This is a genomic window from Kurthia huakuii LAM0618, assembly GCF_000505545.1.
GTDB lineage: Bacteria > Bacillota > Bacilli > Bacillales_A > Planococcaceae > Kurthia > Kurthia huakuii.
Map to the genome: position 1 here is coordinate 15016 of NZ_AYTB01000021.1, position 19445 is coordinate 34460.

The 19445-nt window shown below is 42.2% G+C and carries 15 protein-coding genes and 2 tRNA genes; 3 read left to right on the forward strand and 14 right to left on the reverse strand.

Annotated elements, in window-relative coordinates:
- Positions 1 to 117: 117 nt before the first annotated feature.
- From ftsH to tilS, 3 genes are all read right to left on the reverse strand, one after another.
- A complete protein-coding gene (ftsH, locus tag V514_RS0117150; protein WP_029501063.1) occupies positions 118 to 2157 on the reverse strand; it encodes an ATP-dependent zinc metalloprotease FtsH in 2040 nt (679 codons plus the stop codon).
- 336 nt (positions 2158 to 2493) lie between these two features.
- A complete protein-coding gene (gene hpt / locus V514_RS0117155) occupies positions 2494 to 3036 on the reverse strand; it encodes a hypoxanthine phosphoribosyltransferase (protein ID WP_029501064.1) in 543 nt (180 codons plus the stop codon).
- A gap of 34 nt (positions 3037 to 3070) precedes the next feature.
- Positions 3071 to 4438 (reverse strand): tRNA lysidine(34) synthetase TilS, encoded by a 1368-nt coding sequence (gene tilS, locus V514_RS0117160; RefSeq protein WP_035945084.1) that lies wholly within the window; start codon positions 4436 to 4438, stop codon positions 3071 to 3073.
- A 234-nt stretch (positions 4439 to 4672) separates the two neighbouring features.
- Here tilS and V514_RS0117165 point away from each other — a divergent pair.
- Both V514_RS0117165 and V514_RS0117170 read left to right on the forward strand, forming a co-directional pair.
- Positions 4673 to 4749 (forward strand) — tRNA-Met (locus V514_RS0117165).
- Between the two features lie 5 nt (positions 4750 to 4754).
- Positions 4755 to 4826 (forward strand) — tRNA-Glu (locus tag V514_RS0117170).
- A 778-nt stretch (positions 4827 to 5604) separates the two neighbouring features.
- On the opposite strand, the gene V514_RS0117175 is transcribed toward V514_RS0117170, so the two are convergent.
- The 5 genes from V514_RS0117175 to V514_RS0117195 form a co-directional block, all read right to left on the reverse strand.
- Positions 5605 to 6063: a S1 domain-containing RNA-binding protein gene (locus tag V514_RS0117175; protein WP_029501066.1), complete on the reverse strand. Its 459-nt coding sequence runs from the start codon at positions 6061 to 6063 to the stop codon at positions 5605 to 5607.
- A gap of 121 nt (positions 6064 to 6184) precedes the next feature.
- Entirely contained in the window at positions 6185 to 6655 is a 471-nt protein-coding gene (locus tag V514_RS0117180) for an FtsB family cell division protein (protein ID WP_235073539.1), read from the reverse strand.
- Positions 6656 to 6829: 174 nt separating this feature from the next.
- On the reverse strand, positions 6830 to 7120 hold the full coding sequence (locus V514_RS0117185) for an RNA-binding S4 domain-containing protein (protein WP_029501068.1): 291 nt from the start codon (positions 7118 to 7120) through the stop codon (positions 6830 to 6832).
- 5 nt (positions 7121 to 7125) lie between these two features.
- Positions 7126 to 8580, reverse strand: coding sequence for a bifunctional methyltransferase/pyrophosphohydrolase YabN (yabN, locus tag V514_RS0117190; protein ID WP_029501069.1), 1455 nt, complete (start codon positions 8578 to 8580; stop codon positions 7126 to 7128).
- Positions 8581 to 8599: 19 nt separating this feature from the next.
- Entirely contained in the window at positions 8600 to 10204 is a 1605-nt protein-coding gene (locus V514_RS0117195) for a putative polysaccharide biosynthesis protein (RefSeq protein ID WP_029501070.1), read from the reverse strand.
- Positions 10205 to 10301: 97 nt separating this feature from the next.
- Between V514_RS0117195 and V514_RS0117200 the strand changes: the two genes are divergently transcribed.
- Positions 10302 to 10550: a hypothetical protein gene (locus tag V514_RS0117200; RefSeq protein ID WP_029501071.1), complete on the forward strand. Its 249-nt coding sequence runs from the start codon at positions 10302 to 10304 to the stop codon at positions 10548 to 10550.
- Between the two features lie 31 nt (positions 10551 to 10581).
- Here V514_RS0117200 and mfd read toward each other — a convergent pair whose 3' ends face one another.
- The 6 genes from mfd to V514_RS0117230 all read right to left on the reverse strand — a co-directional run bounded on the left by mfd (position 10582) and on the right by V514_RS0117230 (position 19401).
- On the reverse strand, positions 10582 to 14103 hold the full coding sequence (mfd, locus tag V514_RS0117205; RefSeq protein WP_029501072.1) for a transcription-repair coupling factor: 3522 nt from the start codon (positions 14101 to 14103) through the stop codon (positions 10582 to 10584).
- Positions 14104 to 14184: 81 nt separating this feature from the next.
- Positions 14185 to 14748: an aminoacyl-tRNA hydrolase gene (gene pth, locus V514_RS0117210; RefSeq protein WP_029501073.1), complete on the reverse strand. Its 564-nt coding sequence runs from the start codon at positions 14746 to 14748 to the stop codon at positions 14185 to 14187.
- Between the two features lie 144 nt (positions 14749 to 14892).
- Complete coding sequence (locus tag V514_RS0117215; protein WP_029501074.1) at positions 14893 to 15516, reverse strand: 50S ribosomal protein L25/general stress protein Ctc; 624 nt, start codon at positions 15514 to 15516, stop codon at positions 14893 to 14895.
- A gap of 229 nt (positions 15517 to 15745) precedes the next feature.
- Positions 15746 to 16705, reverse strand: a complete 960-nt coding sequence (locus tag V514_RS0117220; RefSeq protein WP_029501075.1) for a ribose-phosphate diphosphokinase — start codon at positions 16703 to 16705, stop codon at positions 15746 to 15748.
- A gap of 40 nt (positions 16706 to 16745) precedes the next feature.
- Complete coding sequence (gene glmU, locus V514_RS0117225; RefSeq protein WP_029501076.1) at positions 16746 to 18101, reverse strand: bifunctional UDP-N-acetylglucosamine diphosphorylase/glucosamine-1-phosphate N-acetyltransferase GlmU; 1356 nt, start codon at positions 18099 to 18101, stop codon at positions 16746 to 16748.
- Between the two features lie 208 nt (positions 18102 to 18309).
- A complete protein-coding gene (locus V514_RS0117230) occupies positions 18310 to 19401 on the reverse strand; it encodes an IscS subfamily cysteine desulfurase (protein ID WP_029501077.1) in 1092 nt (363 codons plus the stop codon).
- Positions 19402 to 19445 lie beyond the last annotated feature (44 nt).

A 19445-nucleotide genomic window follows, 5' to 3' on the forward strand; every position in this document is an offset into this window, starting at 1 on the left:
ATGACTTGCGTAAGTTCTGCAAGAATCATAACATAATTTGTTTTGGTTACAAAAGAAACTGTTTGAACCAACAAAAAAGCGGCCAAAGTCAATGCTTCAGCCGCTCGTTTGTGTTAATTAATCTCGTTCTTCTTGAATACCATCATTATTTTTTCCAGGAACATTTTCATCAGGTAGATCTTTTTTTGTTGGATCTGTAGTTTTGCCTAAAGATACTTTATCCTCAGATACTACTTCACCTTCACGTACTTCGCCCTCTAAAGCTTCTTTCTTTTCTTTTGCAGAAAGACCTTCAGAGTTTACTGTATGTGTACTACTGTATGTGCGCTCTGGTAATTTACCGTATTTTTCAAGGTGTTCGATTTGTTCTGCGTCTAATGTCTCTTCAACTAATAAAGTTTGAGCGATTAGTTCTAGCAGCTCGCGTCGTTCAGTTAAGATTTCTTTCGTACGTGTATATTGTTCTTTTACTATACGTTGCATCTCTTCATCAATTTCTTTTGAAATCGCATCAGAGAATGATGAACCGCTGTCCCCACCAAGGAACATGTTGCCGCCACCACTTTGCTTGCTCGTATATTGTAATTGACCAATGCGTTCGCTCATACCATACTCTGTCACCATCGAGCGAATAATGCTCGTTACGCGTTCAAAGTCGTTATGGGCACCTGTAGAGACTTCACCAAATGTGATATCCTCTGAGGCACGACCACCTAGTAAACCAGCTACTTTATCAAGTAGCTCCGGTTTTGTCATGAAGTAACGATCTTCTTTTGGAAGCATTACTGCATAACCACCCGCTTGTCCACGAGGAACAATGGTTACTTTATGCACTTTTTCCGCTTCATCTAACGTTAAGCCGACAACTACGTGCCCTGCTTCATGGTACGCTACGATGTTACGTTCTTTTTCTGAAATAACGCGACCTTTTTTCGCAACACCCGCGATTACGCGGTCTGTCGCTTCATCGATATCACCCATGTCGATTTTGTCCTTATCGCTACGTGCGGCTACAAGCGCTGCCTCGTTTAATAAGTTTTCTAAATCGGCACCTGAGAATCCCGGCGTACGTTGAGCGATTGCTTTTAAGTCGACAGTTTCATCTAAAGGTTTTTTGCGAGCATGTACTTTAAGTACCGCTTCACGACCTTTAACGTCTGGACGACCGACAGTAATTTGACGGTCAAAACGTCCCGGACGAAGTAATGCAGGGTCTAGGATATCTGGGCGGTTTGTTGCAGCGATGATAATAATACCTTCGTTTGCGCCGAAACCATCCATTTCAACAAGTAATTGGTTTAACGTTTGTTCACGTTCATCGTGACCGCCACCAACACCTGCGCCACGTTGACGACCAACTGCATCGATTTCATCAATGAAGATGATACATGGTGCGTTCTTTTTCGCATTCTCGAATAAATCACGAACACGGCTCGCACCAACACCGACGAACATCTCTACGAAGTCAGAACCTGAAATCGAGAAGAATGGTACGCCAGCCTCACCCGCAACTGCACGAGCAAGTAATGTTTTACCAGTACCCGGAGGCCCTACTAATAGGATACCTTTCGGGATACGAGCTCCGATTTTTTCGAATTTCGTATGGTCTTTTAAGAAATCAACAACTTCAACAAGCTCTTGTTTTTCTTCATCTGCACCGGCAACATCTGTGAAACGAACTTTTTTCTTTTGGTCGTCATACAGTTTTGCTTTGCTTTTACCAAAGCTCATCATGCGGTTACCACCGCCTTGAGATTGGTTCATTAAGAAGAAGAATAAAATTAAAATAATCACGAATGGGATAATGCCCGTAAAGAATTGAACGAAACCGTTCGTTTCTGGGGCTTGTTTGAAGTCAAACGCGTTATCTTTCGCAGCAGCTCGAATTTCATTCATAAGCTCTTGGTCATCACGAGGGATGTTTGCTACGAAACTTTCACCTTTGTCGTATCCTTCTAACTTACCTTTAACGACATATACTAGATTATCGGGCTGAATGTCCGCTTCGGTAATTTTACCTTCATCTAGCGCTGTCACAAACTCGTGATATGATAATTCTTTCGTTGGTTTGTTTGCACTATTGAATGTGCCAAAAATCCCAACAATCACAAGGAAAATTAATAAATAAAGTATGGTGTATCGAAATATTCGATTCATCCCTAGCCTCCTCACAAGGTAAACAGAAAAACTTTATTGAACCATTTTCCTACGAACAATGTATACGCAATTCTACCTGTATAAATTGCGCGTTCATTTCTATTAGTAGGCGATCCCCGTAGCTCACGCGGTTCTTTTTTATACTCAGCCGCATGTCCAAACGAGTTTATGTTCAATACAGATAATCCCGATTTTCCTATACAACTAAAGTTGGTCATGTTTTCAACTTTACAATAAATCTTATCATATGCAATTTTCGGCGTACAATAAAAAGCACTAAAAATGACGAACTTTCAAATGATTGTTCGCCATAAGTTTCTCACAAACGTCTAAGACTTAAAATGAGTAGACAGATTTCTTTAATACACCGATGTAAGGAAGGTTACGATAACGTTCTGCGTAATCTAAACCATAACCAACTACGAATGCATCTGGAACGTCAAAACCAACGAAATCAGCTTTTAAATCAACTTTACGGCCTGTTGGTTTGTCTAATAATGTAACGATTTTGATTGATTTTGCTTTACGGTGTTTAAATAGTTCTACTAAGTAGCTTAATGTTAAACCGCTATCGATAATATCTTCGATGATGATAATATCGCGACCTTCAACGCTTGTGTTTAAATCTTTTAAGATTTTTACTTCGCCTGAAGATACAGTCGCGTTACCATAACTAGAAACGTCCATGAAGTCGATTTCTACATATGTGTCAATTCGTTTCATTAAGTCGGTCATAAATGGCATTGCACCTTTTAATACACCAATTAATAATGGGAATTTGTCTTGGTACTCTTCTGTTAATTGAGCACCTAGTTCGTTAATTTTCTCTTGAAGCTGTTCCTCTGAAAGTAGTACTTCTTCGATATCTTTTTGAAGCATTGTAAGTTCCTCCTTGATTGTCCTTCTAGACATTCTAAATTGTTGGCGCAATCATAACAGCGACATCATCAGCCGCACGTTGCGTTTTTGAAAAGTGTGCACTCATTCGTAGCCCTAAAACTGCGAGAACATCGCCACGCTCATTGACGAGCAATGGCCACGTTTGCCTTGCCGTATCTGGTATTTTTGCATCAATAAAAATACGCGCTACTTTTTTCGTACCATCCATGCCAAGAGGTCGCATACGATCCCCGTCCTGTTTTGTACGAATTTGTAGTGTGTGGCCTAAATCCGAACGATTTGCATAATACGTTTGTGCCTCTTCAACAGACAAACGAGTTGAAGCAGCGCAAACAAATACGCGCATATTGTTTGGAAGCGTAAGCCATTTATTAAACTGCACCGTTGCGCAAAAGGCTTCAGGTTGCGCTTTATGGTCCATTTCGATAACTAATTTATCGTAGTGGCGGCGCAAAAGATATCCCCCCGGCAACATAAGCACGTCATTCCCTACATGTGACCTAGCAATGTCGAGCACACGATTCAAAAGCGTATAACTTTGTATAATCGTCCTATCTTTGTAAAGATATTTTAATAGTAGTTGAATGATTCTCCTTTGTAAAGCTACTGGCTGTAGTTGGAATCGTTTTACATCAACTTCTATTAAATTATTTCCATGCACAATGACAATATCGTAATAAAGTTTTTGCGCTACTGTTTGTAAATACGCTTCATCTTGCTGGCGCTGCTCTGTAAAAATACGCACCGCTTCAGCAATATTTGGGTTTTCCGCGCGGAGTAGTGGCACGACATGGTGGCGCATACGATTGCGTACATAGTCATCGCTACTATTCGTCGAATCCTCGCGATGCGGTATATGATGCTTCGCCGCATACGCTTCAATTTGTGCGCGTGTTGATGATAAAAATGGGCGCACGATTTCATGATTTCCTAATGCACGGCGCATTGGCATACCAGCAGTACCTTGTTGCAACCCTTTTGTTAATGCCATAATGACATTTTCAATTTGGTCATCGGCGTGATGTGCGAGTGCGAGCGTTGTAAAATTATGCGTCTGCATCACCTCTTCAAAAAAGCGATAGCGTTCGCGCCTTGCAATCGCTTCAACATTGCCTTGCTCCTCATCTACTAATTGTGGAATCGCAATAGCTGTCGCGAAAAGTTTAATCCCTCGCTCGCGACAATACTGCTCCACAAATGCTGCATCTGCATCTGACTCAGCTCCGCGCAACATATGATTAACATGCACAGCTGCAATAGCAGTTAACTGTAACCGTTGTTGTTGTGCTAACAAATAATCAAGCAATACCATAGAATCGATACCACCTGAACAAGCAACGAGGACTTTCGTTTGCGCTTTATATAATTGAAACTGTTTCATAAAGTCATACGCCTGTTTTTCAAGTTCCAAATGATTTCACCTCGCTATTATTTTAGCATCGTTTTAAAATTCATTCGTCGTTGAGCTTTAATGAAACGCTAAAGTCGCTCGCTACTTTCGTAATACCCTAATATTTGTAAGAACAAGCGCATGCTAAAAAAAATTATGATTTCTGCTAAAAAAATATTGACGTCCTAACGGTTGTCTTGTAATATTAATTTTGTTGTTGCAAATGGCGGCCTAGCTCAGCTGGCTAGAGCGTCCGGTTCATACCCGGGAGGTCGGGGGTTCGATCCCCTCGGCCGCCACCAATAACGGCCCCTTGGTCAAGCGGTTAAGACACCGCCCTTTCACGGCGGTAACACGGGTTCGAATCCCGTAGGGGTCATACTAAAGAAGCACTTACTTGATAAGTGCTTCTTTTTTTATGTGTCGGCACGCGCGAACTTCAATTATTCATGACGAGATATTTTCAAATGTCTCGTTTTTTAAATGCTTATGAAAAATGAGCGCTGACGCCAAATAGCGTGTTTTGAATACAACATATTTCTAATTATGCGACAGCGCTATGCATATAAGCTTACAAAAATAGTAAAGATGCGTTCAAAACATCTTTTATCGCAAATGTTTAGTAAATGAATAGCGATAGTTACGAACATTTCATAACAGCATCCGTTAAAAATGGGACAAAAAATGCCCGTTAGAAACGCATTATTGATCGTTTTGACGCTTTGGCGGGGCATTTCCACACATACTTCAAACGAAAAATTTGCAGCGTGTCGCATTTTGTACGTTATTGAATAAATGACACGCGCACCAAAAACTGTGACTTTTTTGTGTTGAAACGACCCGTTAGAGGCGCAAAATGAACCCGTTTTTGCTTATTTCGGTCAAAAATAGGCAATTGCATTCATCAAAAGTTGTAACGATATGCGATTTTTTAGCAAATAAAAATTTTCATTGACAACATTATGCATGATGTTTAATAACTAGCCATTTTTTCACGCGCAAATCGTCGCAGTTTGGCACTTATTTTCAACTATGTTGTATCCAAAACACGCTACTTGAGCTCTCAGCCAAATTGCCACTAACACATAAAAAAAGAGACTAGAAAAATCTAGTCTCTTTCACCAACTCAGTCAATTGCTGAGATGTATTCACATGAATTAGCCTCGACGAGCGCCGCGACCTCCGCGTTTTGATTCAGTCGCGCGTTTTAATGTAGCTAAACGTTCGTCGCTGTCTTTTAAGAAGCGCGCCATTTTTTGTTCAAAGTTCTCTTGTGGTTGACGAGCTTCGTGACGACCACCTCCACGATTGTTGTTGCGTGGGCGGTGTGGACGTTCTGAACGCTCAGGACGTTGTGGACGTTCTGCTTGACGTTCTGCTTCAGGTTTTGCTTTACGAATAGAAAGACCGATTTTGCCGTCAGCTTCCACATTCATCACTTTTACTTCAACTACGTCACCAACTTTTAAGTGATCGTTGATATCTTTAACATAGTTATCAGCAACCTCACTAATATGCACAAGACCTGTTGATTTGTCCGGAAGTTCTACGAACGCTCCGAAATTTGTAATACCTGTTACTTTACCTTGTACTTTGCTGCCTACTTCGATTGACATAAAAAAAATGCTCCTCCTTAAAATTTAAGCGACTCGTAAGTCAGTCAATATAATCGATTGCGCATAATTCTCGCGCTACTACCTACTTATTATAACTAACAAAAGTATAGTGTCAACAACACTAATTTGACGAGTCATCATTTTTTTGTTTCTTTTCATCTTCTTTTGGAAGTGTGAATAGAACTTCACCTTTTTCAGACAAAAATAGTTTCTCCCTTGCTAGCTGGGCTATATAGTCATCATCGTTCAGTTGTTTAATTTCTACTTTAAGATCTTTTTTCAATTCTTGTTGATCGTTTAATTCCTCTGTTAAAGCCGTACTTTGTTTTTGTTTTTCTAAAAGTGCTTGGCGCTGCTCGTGATAAGTAAATGCTAGACCACCAACAAGGATGAAAAAGACACCAAACATAAGCATAAGGCGATTGCGAGCAACTTTACGCTGTCTCTTTTGGTAATTGGTTTTACGCTGTTGCTGCTTGTTGTACTCCGGGTGCAATTGTGTCGTTTTGTTTTGAGGATTGCTTCTCGCCATATGTACTCCCTCTCTTTCGCACTCATTATAGCGGAATTCCCGATGATTTTTAAGTAGCATCCATGAATTTTCGATAGTTTAGGAAATAACGCTTAATGGAGTGGCAAACATTGGACCTGGTTACTTAAAAATCTATAGTAAATTTTTAAGAAAAAAATGTTTTCTGCATCGTTATATTTTTCCCCAATTCACAAAAAATAAACCCGGCACCATCAATGGCAACCGGGTTTATTTTTAATCTTCGTCGTCAATAAATTGTGGTTCAACTTTTTCTAACTTTTCTTCGCTCAGTACAGTGTACATTAAATGTGCTTCGTCTTTACGCACGATATCTTTTAACATTTCAATGCGCGCTGTGACGATTTTCTGACCGAAACGAATGGCTAACACATCGCCCGCTTTCACTTTCGTGCTTGGTTTGGCGATTTTGTCGTTGATTGTAATACGACCTTGTTCTGATACTTCTTTCGCCAACGTGCGGCGCTTGATTAAACGGGATACTTTTAAAAATTTATCTAAACGCATATTCTCTATCCTTTCGCTTCCGCCCATAATTGCAGTAGTTCATCTACTGAAAATTCTTGCCAATCTTTGCCGCTTGCTTTCACGTGCGCTTCCATTTTACCGAAGCGTTTCGCATATTTCGTATTGGCATGAAGCATTGCTTCTTCCGCAGAAATTTTGTAGTGGCGCCCTAAGTTTACAAAGGCAATTAAGGCGTTACTGTATTGATCCATTTTATTGTCGCTATTCTTTAAAGCATCATCTCTAAAGTCTGAAAGCTCTTCTTTAAAGTTCCACCAATATTGGTCATCTTCAGGCCATTCAAAGCCTAATTTTGCGGCGCGGCGTTGATAATTGTACGCGGTTTGTAGCGATGACATCGCGCGGTATTCACCGTCCATCACTGGCGCATCATCTGCACCGGCTGCTTCATGCTCAGCTTTTTTAATTTTTTCCCAGTTGGCATTAATATCTTCGACGTTTTTAACGACAACATCGCCAAATACGTGTGGGTGGCGGCGCATCATTTTTTCAGCGGCGCCGGCTAATAAGTCTTCTAAATTAAAGAAGCCAGCATCTTCACCGATTTGCGCTTGCATAAAGACAAGCATTAATAAATCGCCAAACTCCTCAATCATATGCTCATCATCTTGTTCATCGATTGCTTGAAGAGCTTCGTGCATTTCTTCAAGCATATAGCGCTTCATCGTTTCATGCGTTTGTGCTTTATCCCATTCACAACCATTTGGACCGCGCATCGTTGACATGATGTCGCGGAATGTCGACCATTCGCGCAGCGCATCTTCACGCTTCGTTACTGGTGGCACGTACACGGTCGTTAAGTTACTAATTTCCGCTACATGGTCTAATTCAAATAATGGCACCGTGACAACAGACTCCTGTTTTGAACCAGCCGCTGTCACAATCGTTACGGGATATTCCGCATCGTATTTTTCCATTAATGTCAGCTTCACTTCAGAGGCGCTAAATTGATCGTACACTTGCGCGATGAGTAAATGATTGTACATATTGACGTGATGAATTGAGAATGTCGCACCATCAACAAGTTGGAAACCATCGATTGGGTCGATTTTTAACGTCGCAAAAACAGCGTCTAAAAAGCTTTGTCCGCCTTCAATTTTCAGCGTCACATTGCCATTTTTTTCTTCGTTGATTAATAATTCGACCGTCATTTCAGCTACGAGTGGATGCCCTGGCACCGCATAGATTACATCGTCATGCGCCGCGTAGTCTTTTAATGTAGCAACGATTTCTTCATAAACGGGTAAAAATTCATCGTGTTTTTCATAAATAGAATCAAAACTTTCGAATTCAACGCCCTCTGTTTTTAATTCATCTAATACAGGATGATCTTCCGTACGAACATAAATTTTTCGAGCGTTTTTTAACGTTTTATAAACGCCCATTGGCAGCTGTTCAAAATCCCCTGCGCCAAGCCCAATTACTGTAATTTGATGCATAATAACTTCACCTATTTCTTTATTTTTTAACGCGATTTACATAAAGTTGGAATGCGGCCACTCGTCGTCCAAGCGGAAGCACCGACCAATCTTCAATAGAAAGCACTTCCCTTTTTGCGGAAACCGTCAAAAATGCGAAGGCTCCTACAAAGACGGCAGTAAGCGCCGTAATCGTAGCAGTGATTCTTGGTGGAATAGCATAAGTGGCGCACATGAATGTGATGCCGACAATCCAAATTTCAACGGCAAATGTCATCGCAAGGGTTGCCAATAATGCGCCGCGTGTAAATGTGGGTGACACGAGCGAAATTGGGTACACCTTTTTCAAAAAGCGAATGAGCAGTAGCGCCGTAAAACCGAGACCGACATTACTTGCAAGTGCAGCGCCTGCAATACCAAACCATTGGATAAAGACATCATTACATAAAAGTTTAACGATTAAACCGCCAATGAGCAATAGCGAGGGATGCTTTGTATAGCCTAGCCCTTGTAAAACAGCCATCATTGGCATAATAATCGACAGCCAAACAATTTGCAGGACGAATAAACGAAGAACGCCAGAAAGCGCATCCGTTTTAAACATCATCTCATTCATATACGGCATGACTAATATTAAGCCGACTGCCGCTGCCACACCGACTAATATGGAAATGCTATACGTTAAACGCATATAGTGCGCGGCGTCTTCTTTATCGTGCTGCTTCATCGCTGTCGTAATGAACGGTACAATCGCCATCGTTAACGAAGAGGCAAGTACGAGCCCTACTTGCACAAGCGGTTGACCACGGTCATAAATCCCCTTTTCAATCATCGCTTCACCGACAGACATACCGCTATCAACAAGTGCTCTAAAAATCGTTAATGAATCAACGAGCTGAAATAAAATAAGTAACAAGCTACTCAAACTAATACCGATACTATAAATTGCCAAGCGCTTCATGAGGTGATGCTGTCGCGCGCGCGGTATTGTTGAACGCTTCAATGACATTCGAACGCCTTTTTTGCGCATTAATATATACAGCAATAACACACCTACGACTTCACCGAGCACCGTCCCAATCGTTGCCACTTCACCTGCAACATAAAGCGACGCTCCTAAACGCATGACAAACCACGTACCCATTAAAATAATCGCCACGCGTACTACTTGCTCAGCTACTTGCGACTTTGCAACGATATTTAAATCACCAACCGCCTGCGCATGGCCTTTATACAACGCTAAAAATGGAATTGTCAGCGCAATATAACTGCCCGCTTTAAGTAGTGGGACAAGTCCCATATCGCCCATAATCGATGCAAAAAATGACGATAAGCTATATAAACCGATAAATAACACGAGCGCAAGCATACATAAATAGCGCAAAATGACGCGCATGAGTTCGTCCCACGGCTCATTCGACTCCGTTAGCACACGAGAAATGGCAATCGCGAGTCCACTTGCCGTCCATGTCACAAATACAGCAACGAACGGATATACTTGCTGGTAAATATAAAATCCTTCATCGCCAACTAAGTTTTGGAAAGGGATGCGATACACCATGCTGAGTACTTTGACAAATAGCATCGCGAGCGTCAAAATCATGACGCCTTGCGCATACTCCTTCATGCCACTGCTTTTGGACATTCGGCAACCTCTTTTCATTTAAAATTTCTACGTCAGTATAGCATACAATTAAGCTCTTAACCTTGTGGCCGATAGGTAGAGAAAAGGGGGTGAATACATGCGTTTATCGAAAATCAATTCGTTTCATAATACAGCTTCCTTTAATCAAGCCGCGTCAAACCGTCAATCTACAAATGTTTTTGCGTCGAATTTACAAGCAGCCGCGCAGTCGCGAATTGTGACTGAAAAAAAAGAGGGTTACATTCGTCGCTACCGCGTACATGCGGACGGTTCGCGTGAATTATTGAGTGAAGAGCTTGATACAGCGCCCGCTGAATTATTGCAACAATTAACTTTTAGACGCTAAAAAGAGGTTGGGGCACCCCAACCTCTTTTTGCTATGCTTCTTTCAGCGCATCTGGTAAGCCACGTACTAATTTTTCGAGTACTTCAAATGGCAACATACCGCTCACTTTACGTTCATCTAACGTTAGCGCTAATTTATTTTCTTCAAATGAGAAGCCGACTGCGCGCCCAAACGCCATCGAGTCCGAGACGATTTTTGCGCCGTCAACCATGCCTGAGCCGGCTTCTGAAAATTGAATACGGACGATCTTATTTTTCTCTTTAATCGATTCCACACCAACTTTCATCGCCGCTGCACGAATTAACGCGATATGCAGCAAGCGCTCGGTTTCAGATGGCATATCGCCAAAGCGGTCGGTCATTTCCTCGATTAATTCATCATGCATATCTTGCCCATCAATCGCTTTAATGCGCTTATACATCTGAATTTTTTGGAAGCCATCAGGAATGTAGTCATCTGGAATATACGCATCATACGGCAACATAATTTCTGGGTCTGGCAAGCGCGGTGCTGTTGTATCTTCACCTTTGGCAACGCGGCGTTCATTGACCGCTTCTTCAAGCATTTGTGAGTACAAATCAAAGCCGACCGAATCAATAAAGCCATGTTGTTGTGCACCGAGTAAATTACCGGCACCACGAATCGATAAATCACGCATCGCAATTTTAAAGCCTGAACCAAGCTCTGTAAACTCTTTAATTGCTTGTAGACGCTGTTCAGATACTTCGGTCAATACTTTTTCCCGTTGATACATAAAATACGCATACGCGACGCGATTTGAACGGCCGACACGACCACGCAGTTGATACAGCTGTGACAAGCCCATATGATCGGCATTGTTGACGATTAACGTGTTAGCGTTTGGCATATCGACACCCGTTTCAATAATCGTTGTCGTCACAAGCACATCATATTCACCTTCAAGGAAGCCATAAATCATCGATGCAAGCTCGGATTCCGTCATCTTCCCGTGCGCATGACCAATACGCGCTTCTGGTACAAGCAGTTGAATTTTTTCGACTTCGCGTGCCATATCTTCCACGCGATTGTGTAAATAAAACACTTGCCCACCACGCGACATTTCGCGCTCAATCGCTTCGCGCACAAGTGCCCCGTTATATTCCATGACATACGTTTGGACCGGGAAGCGGTTTGCTGGCGGTGTCTCGATCACCGATAAATCGCGGACGCCAACCATCGACATATGCAGCGTACGCGGAATCGGTGTTGCGGTTAACGTTAAAACATCGACATTCGTACGCAATGTTTTAATTTTTTCTTTATGTGTCACACCAAATCGCTGCTCTTCATCGACAATTAATAACCCTAAATCGTTATAAATCACATCTTTTGATAACAAGCGATGCGTCCCAACGACAATATCAACCGTCCCGTCTTTCAAGCCTTTAAGCGTTTCATTTTGCTGCTTACGCGTACGGAAACGACTTAACATCCCAACGTTAACCGCCTCGTCTTGGAAACGCTCTTGTAATGTTTCAAAATGTTGCTGTGCTAAAATCGTCGTCGGCACAAGGAATGCTACTTGCTTGCCATCTAATATCGCTTTATACGCTGCACGAATGGCGACTTCCGTTTTGCCGTAACCAACGTCCCCACAAACAAGTCGGTCCATCGGGCGCTCACGTTCCATATCCGCCTTCACTTCACGAATCGTCCGTAGCTGGTCATCTGTTTCCTCATATGGGAAGCCCATTTCAAATGAACGCATCTCATCGCCATCTGGAGAAAAACCATACCCGCGCTCGGCTTCACGTTTTGCATACAATTTAATTAAATCATCAGCAATATCTTGGACGGCCGCTGATACTTTACGTTTCGTTTTTTGCCATTCGGCGCCACCTAATTTATGTAGCTTCGGTGATTTATCTTCCGAGGCAACATATTTTTGGATTAAATCAATTTGGTCGACTGGTACGAATAATTTATCGTCACCGCGATAAATAATATTCAAATAATCTTTATGTTTGCCACCTACTTCAAGCGTTTCAATGCCAATATATTTACCGATCCCATGATGCACATGGACGATATAATCACCCGGTTTAATTTCACTATAGCTTTTAATACGCTCGGCATTCGTCATTTTTTGTGGGCGTGTTTTTTTCTTCGGTTTTTGCTTAAATAATTCCTCTTCAGTCACGACTGCAACGCGTTGTAACGGCAGCTCAAAACCAGCCGATAAATTGCCCGCTAACGCATAAACTCCCGGTCCGTTTGGCTCGCCAAGTTGGACATGAATATTATATTCATCAAACATTGTTTGAATGACCGGCAGTCGTTCTGCATCATCGGTCATAAACAAGACCGTAAACGCGCTATTTAGCCAGCGCTCCATTTCATTTTGAAGCATCGCCATTTGACCATGGAAATGTTGCATCGGTTTGCATGAAAAAGCCTCTGTTTTTTCAAAACGTAGCCCCGCAAAGCTCCGCGCAAACAACGCAAAATACAGCGTTTGCTGCGCCAAGTTGCCCATGATTTCCTTTAAATTAAACGATGGCTTCACCGCATGAACCATTTTACCGGCTTCAACCAGTGATAAAAACCACTCTTGTTCTTCATTTTCCCACGCTTCCATCACTTCTTGTACGCGGCCAAGCTCGTCATAAATCACTAAGCCATCATGCGCAAAATAATCACCTAAAAAGGCCGGTTTGTCATACAATAATGAGCCGTAGCGATTTGTATAGTCCGGTAACTCTGCTTGCTGCAACAACTCAATATCCGCTTGAATGTTTTCGTACAGTAATGTTTTAACGTCATCAGACTGCACTCGTTGCAAGCTATCTGCAAGTGCTTTTTCGAGTCGTTCCGCAAGTTTTTGACGCTGCTCTTTCGTTAGCACAAACTCGGTCGCCGGTAGTAATGTAATATGCTCTAGCTTATCAATCGAACGCTGGTCATCGGCTGAAAACGTCCGAATCGAATCGACTTCCGTATCGAAAAATTCCACGCGCACTGGCGTTTCCATATACGGTGGGTAAACGTCCAAAATCCCACCACGAAGCGCAAACTCACCCGGAGATGTCACCATTTCACCGCGACTATAGCCCATCACGACGAGCTGTTCGAGCACGGTATTGATGTCCATATCCTCCCCTACCGCTACCGGCACGCGCAGCTTTTCCCACTCTTCTTTTGGCTGCATCATCTTGCGCATACCAGCAATCGGTATAACGTATACACCGCGCGCATCATGTAGTAAATGGTCGAGCGTTTCAATACGTGCCGCACGCAGCTCCGGACTCGCAACAGCCATATCCGCTGCGATAAATTCGTCGGCAGGGTAGTAATGCACGACGTCATCGCCGAGCAATTTAGCGAGGTCATCATACATTTTTTGTCCTTGTAATAAGTTTGGCGCCATCATATAAATCGGTTTATTTATTGTTTTAAATATCGTTTCGATAAATGCAGGTCGCGCGCTGCCTGATAGCCCTGTCACAAGCACATTGCTTAAACCTTGCTCAAGCTGCTCGATGAAATGGCTAACGTGTTGGTCCTGCATAAGTAGCTTGCGTAAAGCTTCCATTCGTCTTCCTCCTGTTTTGCGATATAGAAAAGGCCTTGACCTCCGTTTCGGCCAAAGCTCAGTCCTTATTCGCTAAAATGATTATTTTTGATTAAATTTATTCATAACTTCCGCAAATGGCTTCTCGTTAAAGAATGCACACGCATCCGCAGCTTTATCGAATGCTTTTTCCATGTCAGGCCACTCTTCTTTTGAAAAACGCGACAACACGTAATCTGGCACTTTCATTCCTTGTGGTGGGCGGCTAATACCGATGCGTACGCGATTAAAGTTTTGTGTACCTAAATGTTGGATCAATGATTTAATGCCATTGTGACCACCAGCGCTACCTTTTTGGCGTAGGCGAAGTGTCCCTTTATCGATATCCATATCATCGTAAATTACGACAATATCATCGATGTCGATGTCATAATAATCCATTAACGGGCGCACCGCTTCACCAGATAAGTTCATATACGTTAAGGGCTTCATTAACACGACTTTTCCTTCTGGGCGATGTGCCATGCCAAAAACAGCATTAAATTTCGTTTGGTTCATGTCGATGCCCCACTTGTCCGCTAAGGCATCGATCGTATCAAACCCTACATTGTGATGTGTATGTTCATATTGCTTCCCTGGATTTCCAAGGCCAATAAATAATTTCATATGTGAAACCTCTTCCTTTTCAGTTGCTAATTCATCATTCATTTTAACATATCTATTATGAAATAGCCGAAGAGACTCATCGCATACATAAACAAAGGCGGGAATCACGCCCTCGCGCAACTCCCGCCTTTTTATGTGGAATACTTATCCTTCTTCATCAACTGAACCGTTGTCTGCAATAGGCTCTGCTGCTTCAAGATCCGCTTCAAGTTCAGCTTCCGATACTGGTGCGGATACCGTTACTAATACAACGTCATCCTCATTCACAATCGTAAAGTCTACTTTGTCGCGAATGTCAGCTACTGCTAACGTATCACCAATGCCTAGCGCTGTAATATCCACTTCGATATGCTCTGGGATATCCGATGGTTTAACCGTTAATTTTAGCTCACGATTTGGCTGCTGTAGTACGCCGCCTTCTTTTACGCCGACTGATGTACCCGTTGTCACAACTGGCACGTCAACTTCAAGTTCTTGACGCATACTAACAGCTAAGAAATCTAAGTGAATCAATTTACCTTTGATTGGCTCTTTTTGTACTTCTTTTAATACGGCGTTGACCTTTTTGCCATCGACATCTAACGATAAGATAGCGTTACGGCCTTCCGTACGAATTGTTTTTTCCAATTCTTTTTCGTTTACTGCGATTGGGGTAGACTCTGTTTTAAAGCCGTACACGATTGCTGGCACGTACCCCGTCTTACGCAATTCTGTTTTTACTGAACGCTTATGCGCTTCTCGAGCTTTTGCTTTGATTGATGTACTCATAAAAAAAATTTCCCCTTTCTCATCTATCGAAAAAATTTATATTTGTTTGTGTCACATATAATCTCTTCCCAACATGAATAGAAATGAAACATTTTTGCTTAAAAATAGCGGGTTTTCGAGCACTAAAAAATTACGTTAACAGGCATCATTATGCGGCTTACACGCGTTTTTCGAACAAAAAAAGAAGCCCAGAAATAATCTGGACTTCCCTTTATAAACACGTTAATTATTAATCAAATAATTTACTTACTGATTTGTTTTCGTAAATGCGTACGATTGCATCAGCTAATAATTTTGCAACAGAAAGTTGGTGAATCTTTGGTGACTTTTTGTCTTCTGATAATTGAATTGAGTCAGTTACGACTAATTCTTTAATTACAGAGTTTTCGATACGTTCGATTGCTGGACCAGAAAGTACTGGGTGTGTACAGCAAGCGTAAACTTCTTTAGCGCCAGACTCTTTAAGAGCTGCAGCACCGATTGTAATTGTACCAGCAGTATCGATGATGTCATCGATTAAGATACAAGTTTTGCCTTCAACATTACCAACGATGTTCATTACTTCAGCAACGTTTGGTTTTGGACGGCGTTTGTCGATGATAGCGATTGGTGCTTTTAAGCGCTCAGCCATTTTACGAGCGCGTGTTACGCCACCGTGGTCAGGTGATACGATTACTAAATCATTGCCTTCAAAACCTTTTGATTTGAAGTGATCAGATAATAATGGCACGCCTACTAAGTGGTCGATTAAAATATCGAAGAAGCCTTGGATTTGTGGAGCATGTAAATCTAGTAATACTACGCGAGTTGCGCCAGCTGTTTCTAGAAGGTTTGCTACAAGTTTTGCCGTAATTGGTTCACGTGAACGTGCTTTACGATCTTGACGAGCATAGCCGTAATAAGGCATTACTACGTTTACTGTGCGTGCTGAAGCACGTTTCACAGCGTCGATCATGATTAATAACTCCATTAAGTTTTCGTTTACTGGAGCTGAAGTTGACTGCACGATAAATACGTCACAACCACGAATACTTTCCTCAATACTGATTTGAATTTCTCCATCACTGAAGTGTTTTACAGAACTTTTACCTAGCTCTACGCCCATTTCTTCTGCGATTGAAGAAGCAAGGGGTTCATTTGAGCTTAGTGAAAAGATTTTTAAATTTGAGTTAGCATATTGATACGGCATGATGGCCTCCTGTTTGATTATAAATTATTTTAAATTTAAATTACTTCACGTAGTTTTCTTTGTTCTCTTGACGAGAACGGCCGATTGCAAGCCCGTTATCCGGTACATCTTTTGTAACCGTTGTACCGGCTGCAATAAGCGATTTTTCACCTAAAGTGACTGGTGCCATTAAGTTTGCATTACAACCAACGAAAGACTTGTCTTTGATAATTGTTTTAAACTTATTGACGCCGTCGTAGTTCACAGTAATTGTACCACAACCAATGTTAACGTCAGCACCTATTTCAGCATCACCTAGGTAAGTTAAGTGAGAAGCTTTACTACCTTCACCTAGCGTTGTTTTCTTCAATTCAACGAAGTTCCCAACTTTTGCGTGGTTGCCCACATTTGATGCTGGACGAAGATGTGCATATGGTCCGACAGCTACGTCTTGTCCAATAACACTTTCTTCTACAACCGAATTTTTCACGTTTGTACGATTACCAATTTGGCTATCGATAACGTGCGTATTCGGTCCGATAACACAATCCTCACCAATAACTACTTTACCTTCAAGCATTGTGCCCGGTTGTAAAATCGTATCGCGACCGATTGTAACGTCAGTACCGATATAGGTGTTATCTGGGTTGATGATTGTGACACCGTTACGCATATGTTTCTCATTGATGCGAGCGCGCATAAGTGTTTCCGCTTGCGATAAAGCGTAGCGGTCGTTGACACCTAGCGTTTCAGAGAAGTCATCGCAAATTGACGCTGCGACGATTTCGCCTTGCTCTTTTAGAATGCTAATAACGTCTGGTAAGTAGTACTCACCTTGCACGTTGTCGTTGTTTACTGATTTCAGCGCAGTAAATAATGCCTTGTTGTCAAAGCAATATGTGCCTGTGTTGATTTCAGTTACTAAACGTTGTTCTTCTGTTGCATCTTTATGTTCGACAATTGCTTCAACTTGACCATCAGTAGCGCGTAGGATACGACCGTAACCAGTTGGATCCTCTGCGACTGCAGTTAAAATTGTTGCTTTTGCGTTTTGAGATTCGTGATGTTCAATAAGCGCTTTCATTGTTTCTGGACGAATCAATGGCGTATCACCACAAATAACGATTGTTGTACCATCAAGGTCACCTAGTAAAGATTCTGCTTGTTGAACAGCGTGGCCTGTACCAAGCTGTTCGGCTTGTAATACATACTCACTCTTATCACCAAGTTGTTCTTTTACTTTTTCTGCACCATGACCAACAATTGATACTGTACGTGCTACATCAAGCGTTTGAATATGGTCTACCACATGTTCTACCATTGGTTTTCCACATACAGAATGAAGAACTTTATATAATTTAGACTTCATACGTGTGCCTTGGCCAGCAGCCAAAATAACGGCATAAATATTTTTCATGTCACTAAGTCCTCCAATTAGCTGATTTTCTCTTATGACTATATAGCAATTTTCGTTACTTTTCAAGGCTTTAAGACTTGACAAAAAGATGTCATACAACTTAAAATTAAAGCCTTTTGTTTTTTTACAATATCAAAATTCTCTCGAAAGTCGTAGAAATCAACCTTTCAATGTATCATTCTAACAACTTGTCTCGACGATTTACGTCTTAAAAATCATTCAAAAGTTCACAAAGAATTTCGATTTCCTTCATTGTTGTTTGAGGTCCAAATGAAATACGGAAAAATTGGCGCGCCTCATCGACCGACGCCCCCATCGCCAGAATTGTTTTTGTCCCTGCCTCATGCGAGCTATCACAAGCGCTCCCTGTTGAGACCATCACCCCTCGTTCGCTTAGTCGTAACATCACATACTGACCTTCATAGCCATGTACGAGTAAGCCACAAATCCCCGGATACTGCACAGCCGCTTCTAGTAATGTGTATTTATTACCCGTTAAACGCTGTTTTAACACGCGACGAAGCGCTGTAAAATGTGCGATGCGATGCTCGCGTGCACACGCTTCCGCTGCAACGGCAAATGCGCCATTTGCAGCCACATCAACCGTTCCGCCACGTAAGCCACGTTCATGCGTCAGCCCCGGAAAAATTCCTGTGACTTTCACACCCGGCTTAATATAAACTGCCCCGCAGCTTTTCGGCCCCGCTACTTTATGTGCAGAACACGCAAACGAATCAATGTCATCGACAAAGTCGAGTGGCACTTTCGCAAATGACTGCACGCAATCCACATGGAACAATACATCATGACGCCGCGCGATTTCCGCCAATTGCGCAATCGGCTGTACGCCACCGATTTCTGGATTAATATGCTGCAATGCTAATAAGCACGTATCGTCATCAATCGTGCGTTCAACTAATGCACAATCAATCAAGCCATTTTGCTGTAGCGGCAAACGCGTCACACGATAGCCCATGCGTTCAAGCGCATTCATCGCCGCATGTACCGACGTATGCTCGGCCATTGACGTAATAATGTGCCGCTTCTTTGATGCGAGTGCGAGCGACATAATGCCAATTAAATTAGCCTCGGTGCCACTGCCGGTAAAATAAATTCCTCGTGCCTCAACACCCGCAATATGTGCAATCATCGCGCGCGCATTGTCGAGTACTTGCTTTGCCATCCAGCCATCCTCATGCAAGCTAGATGCATTACCATAATATTGTCGTGCAATTTTTTCATACGTTTCAAGCGCTGCCTCACTCATCGGTGATGTGGCCGCATAATCTAAATAAACCATCGCAATCCCCTTTTCTAGCTCTTGTCTTATTGAATATTTTATGT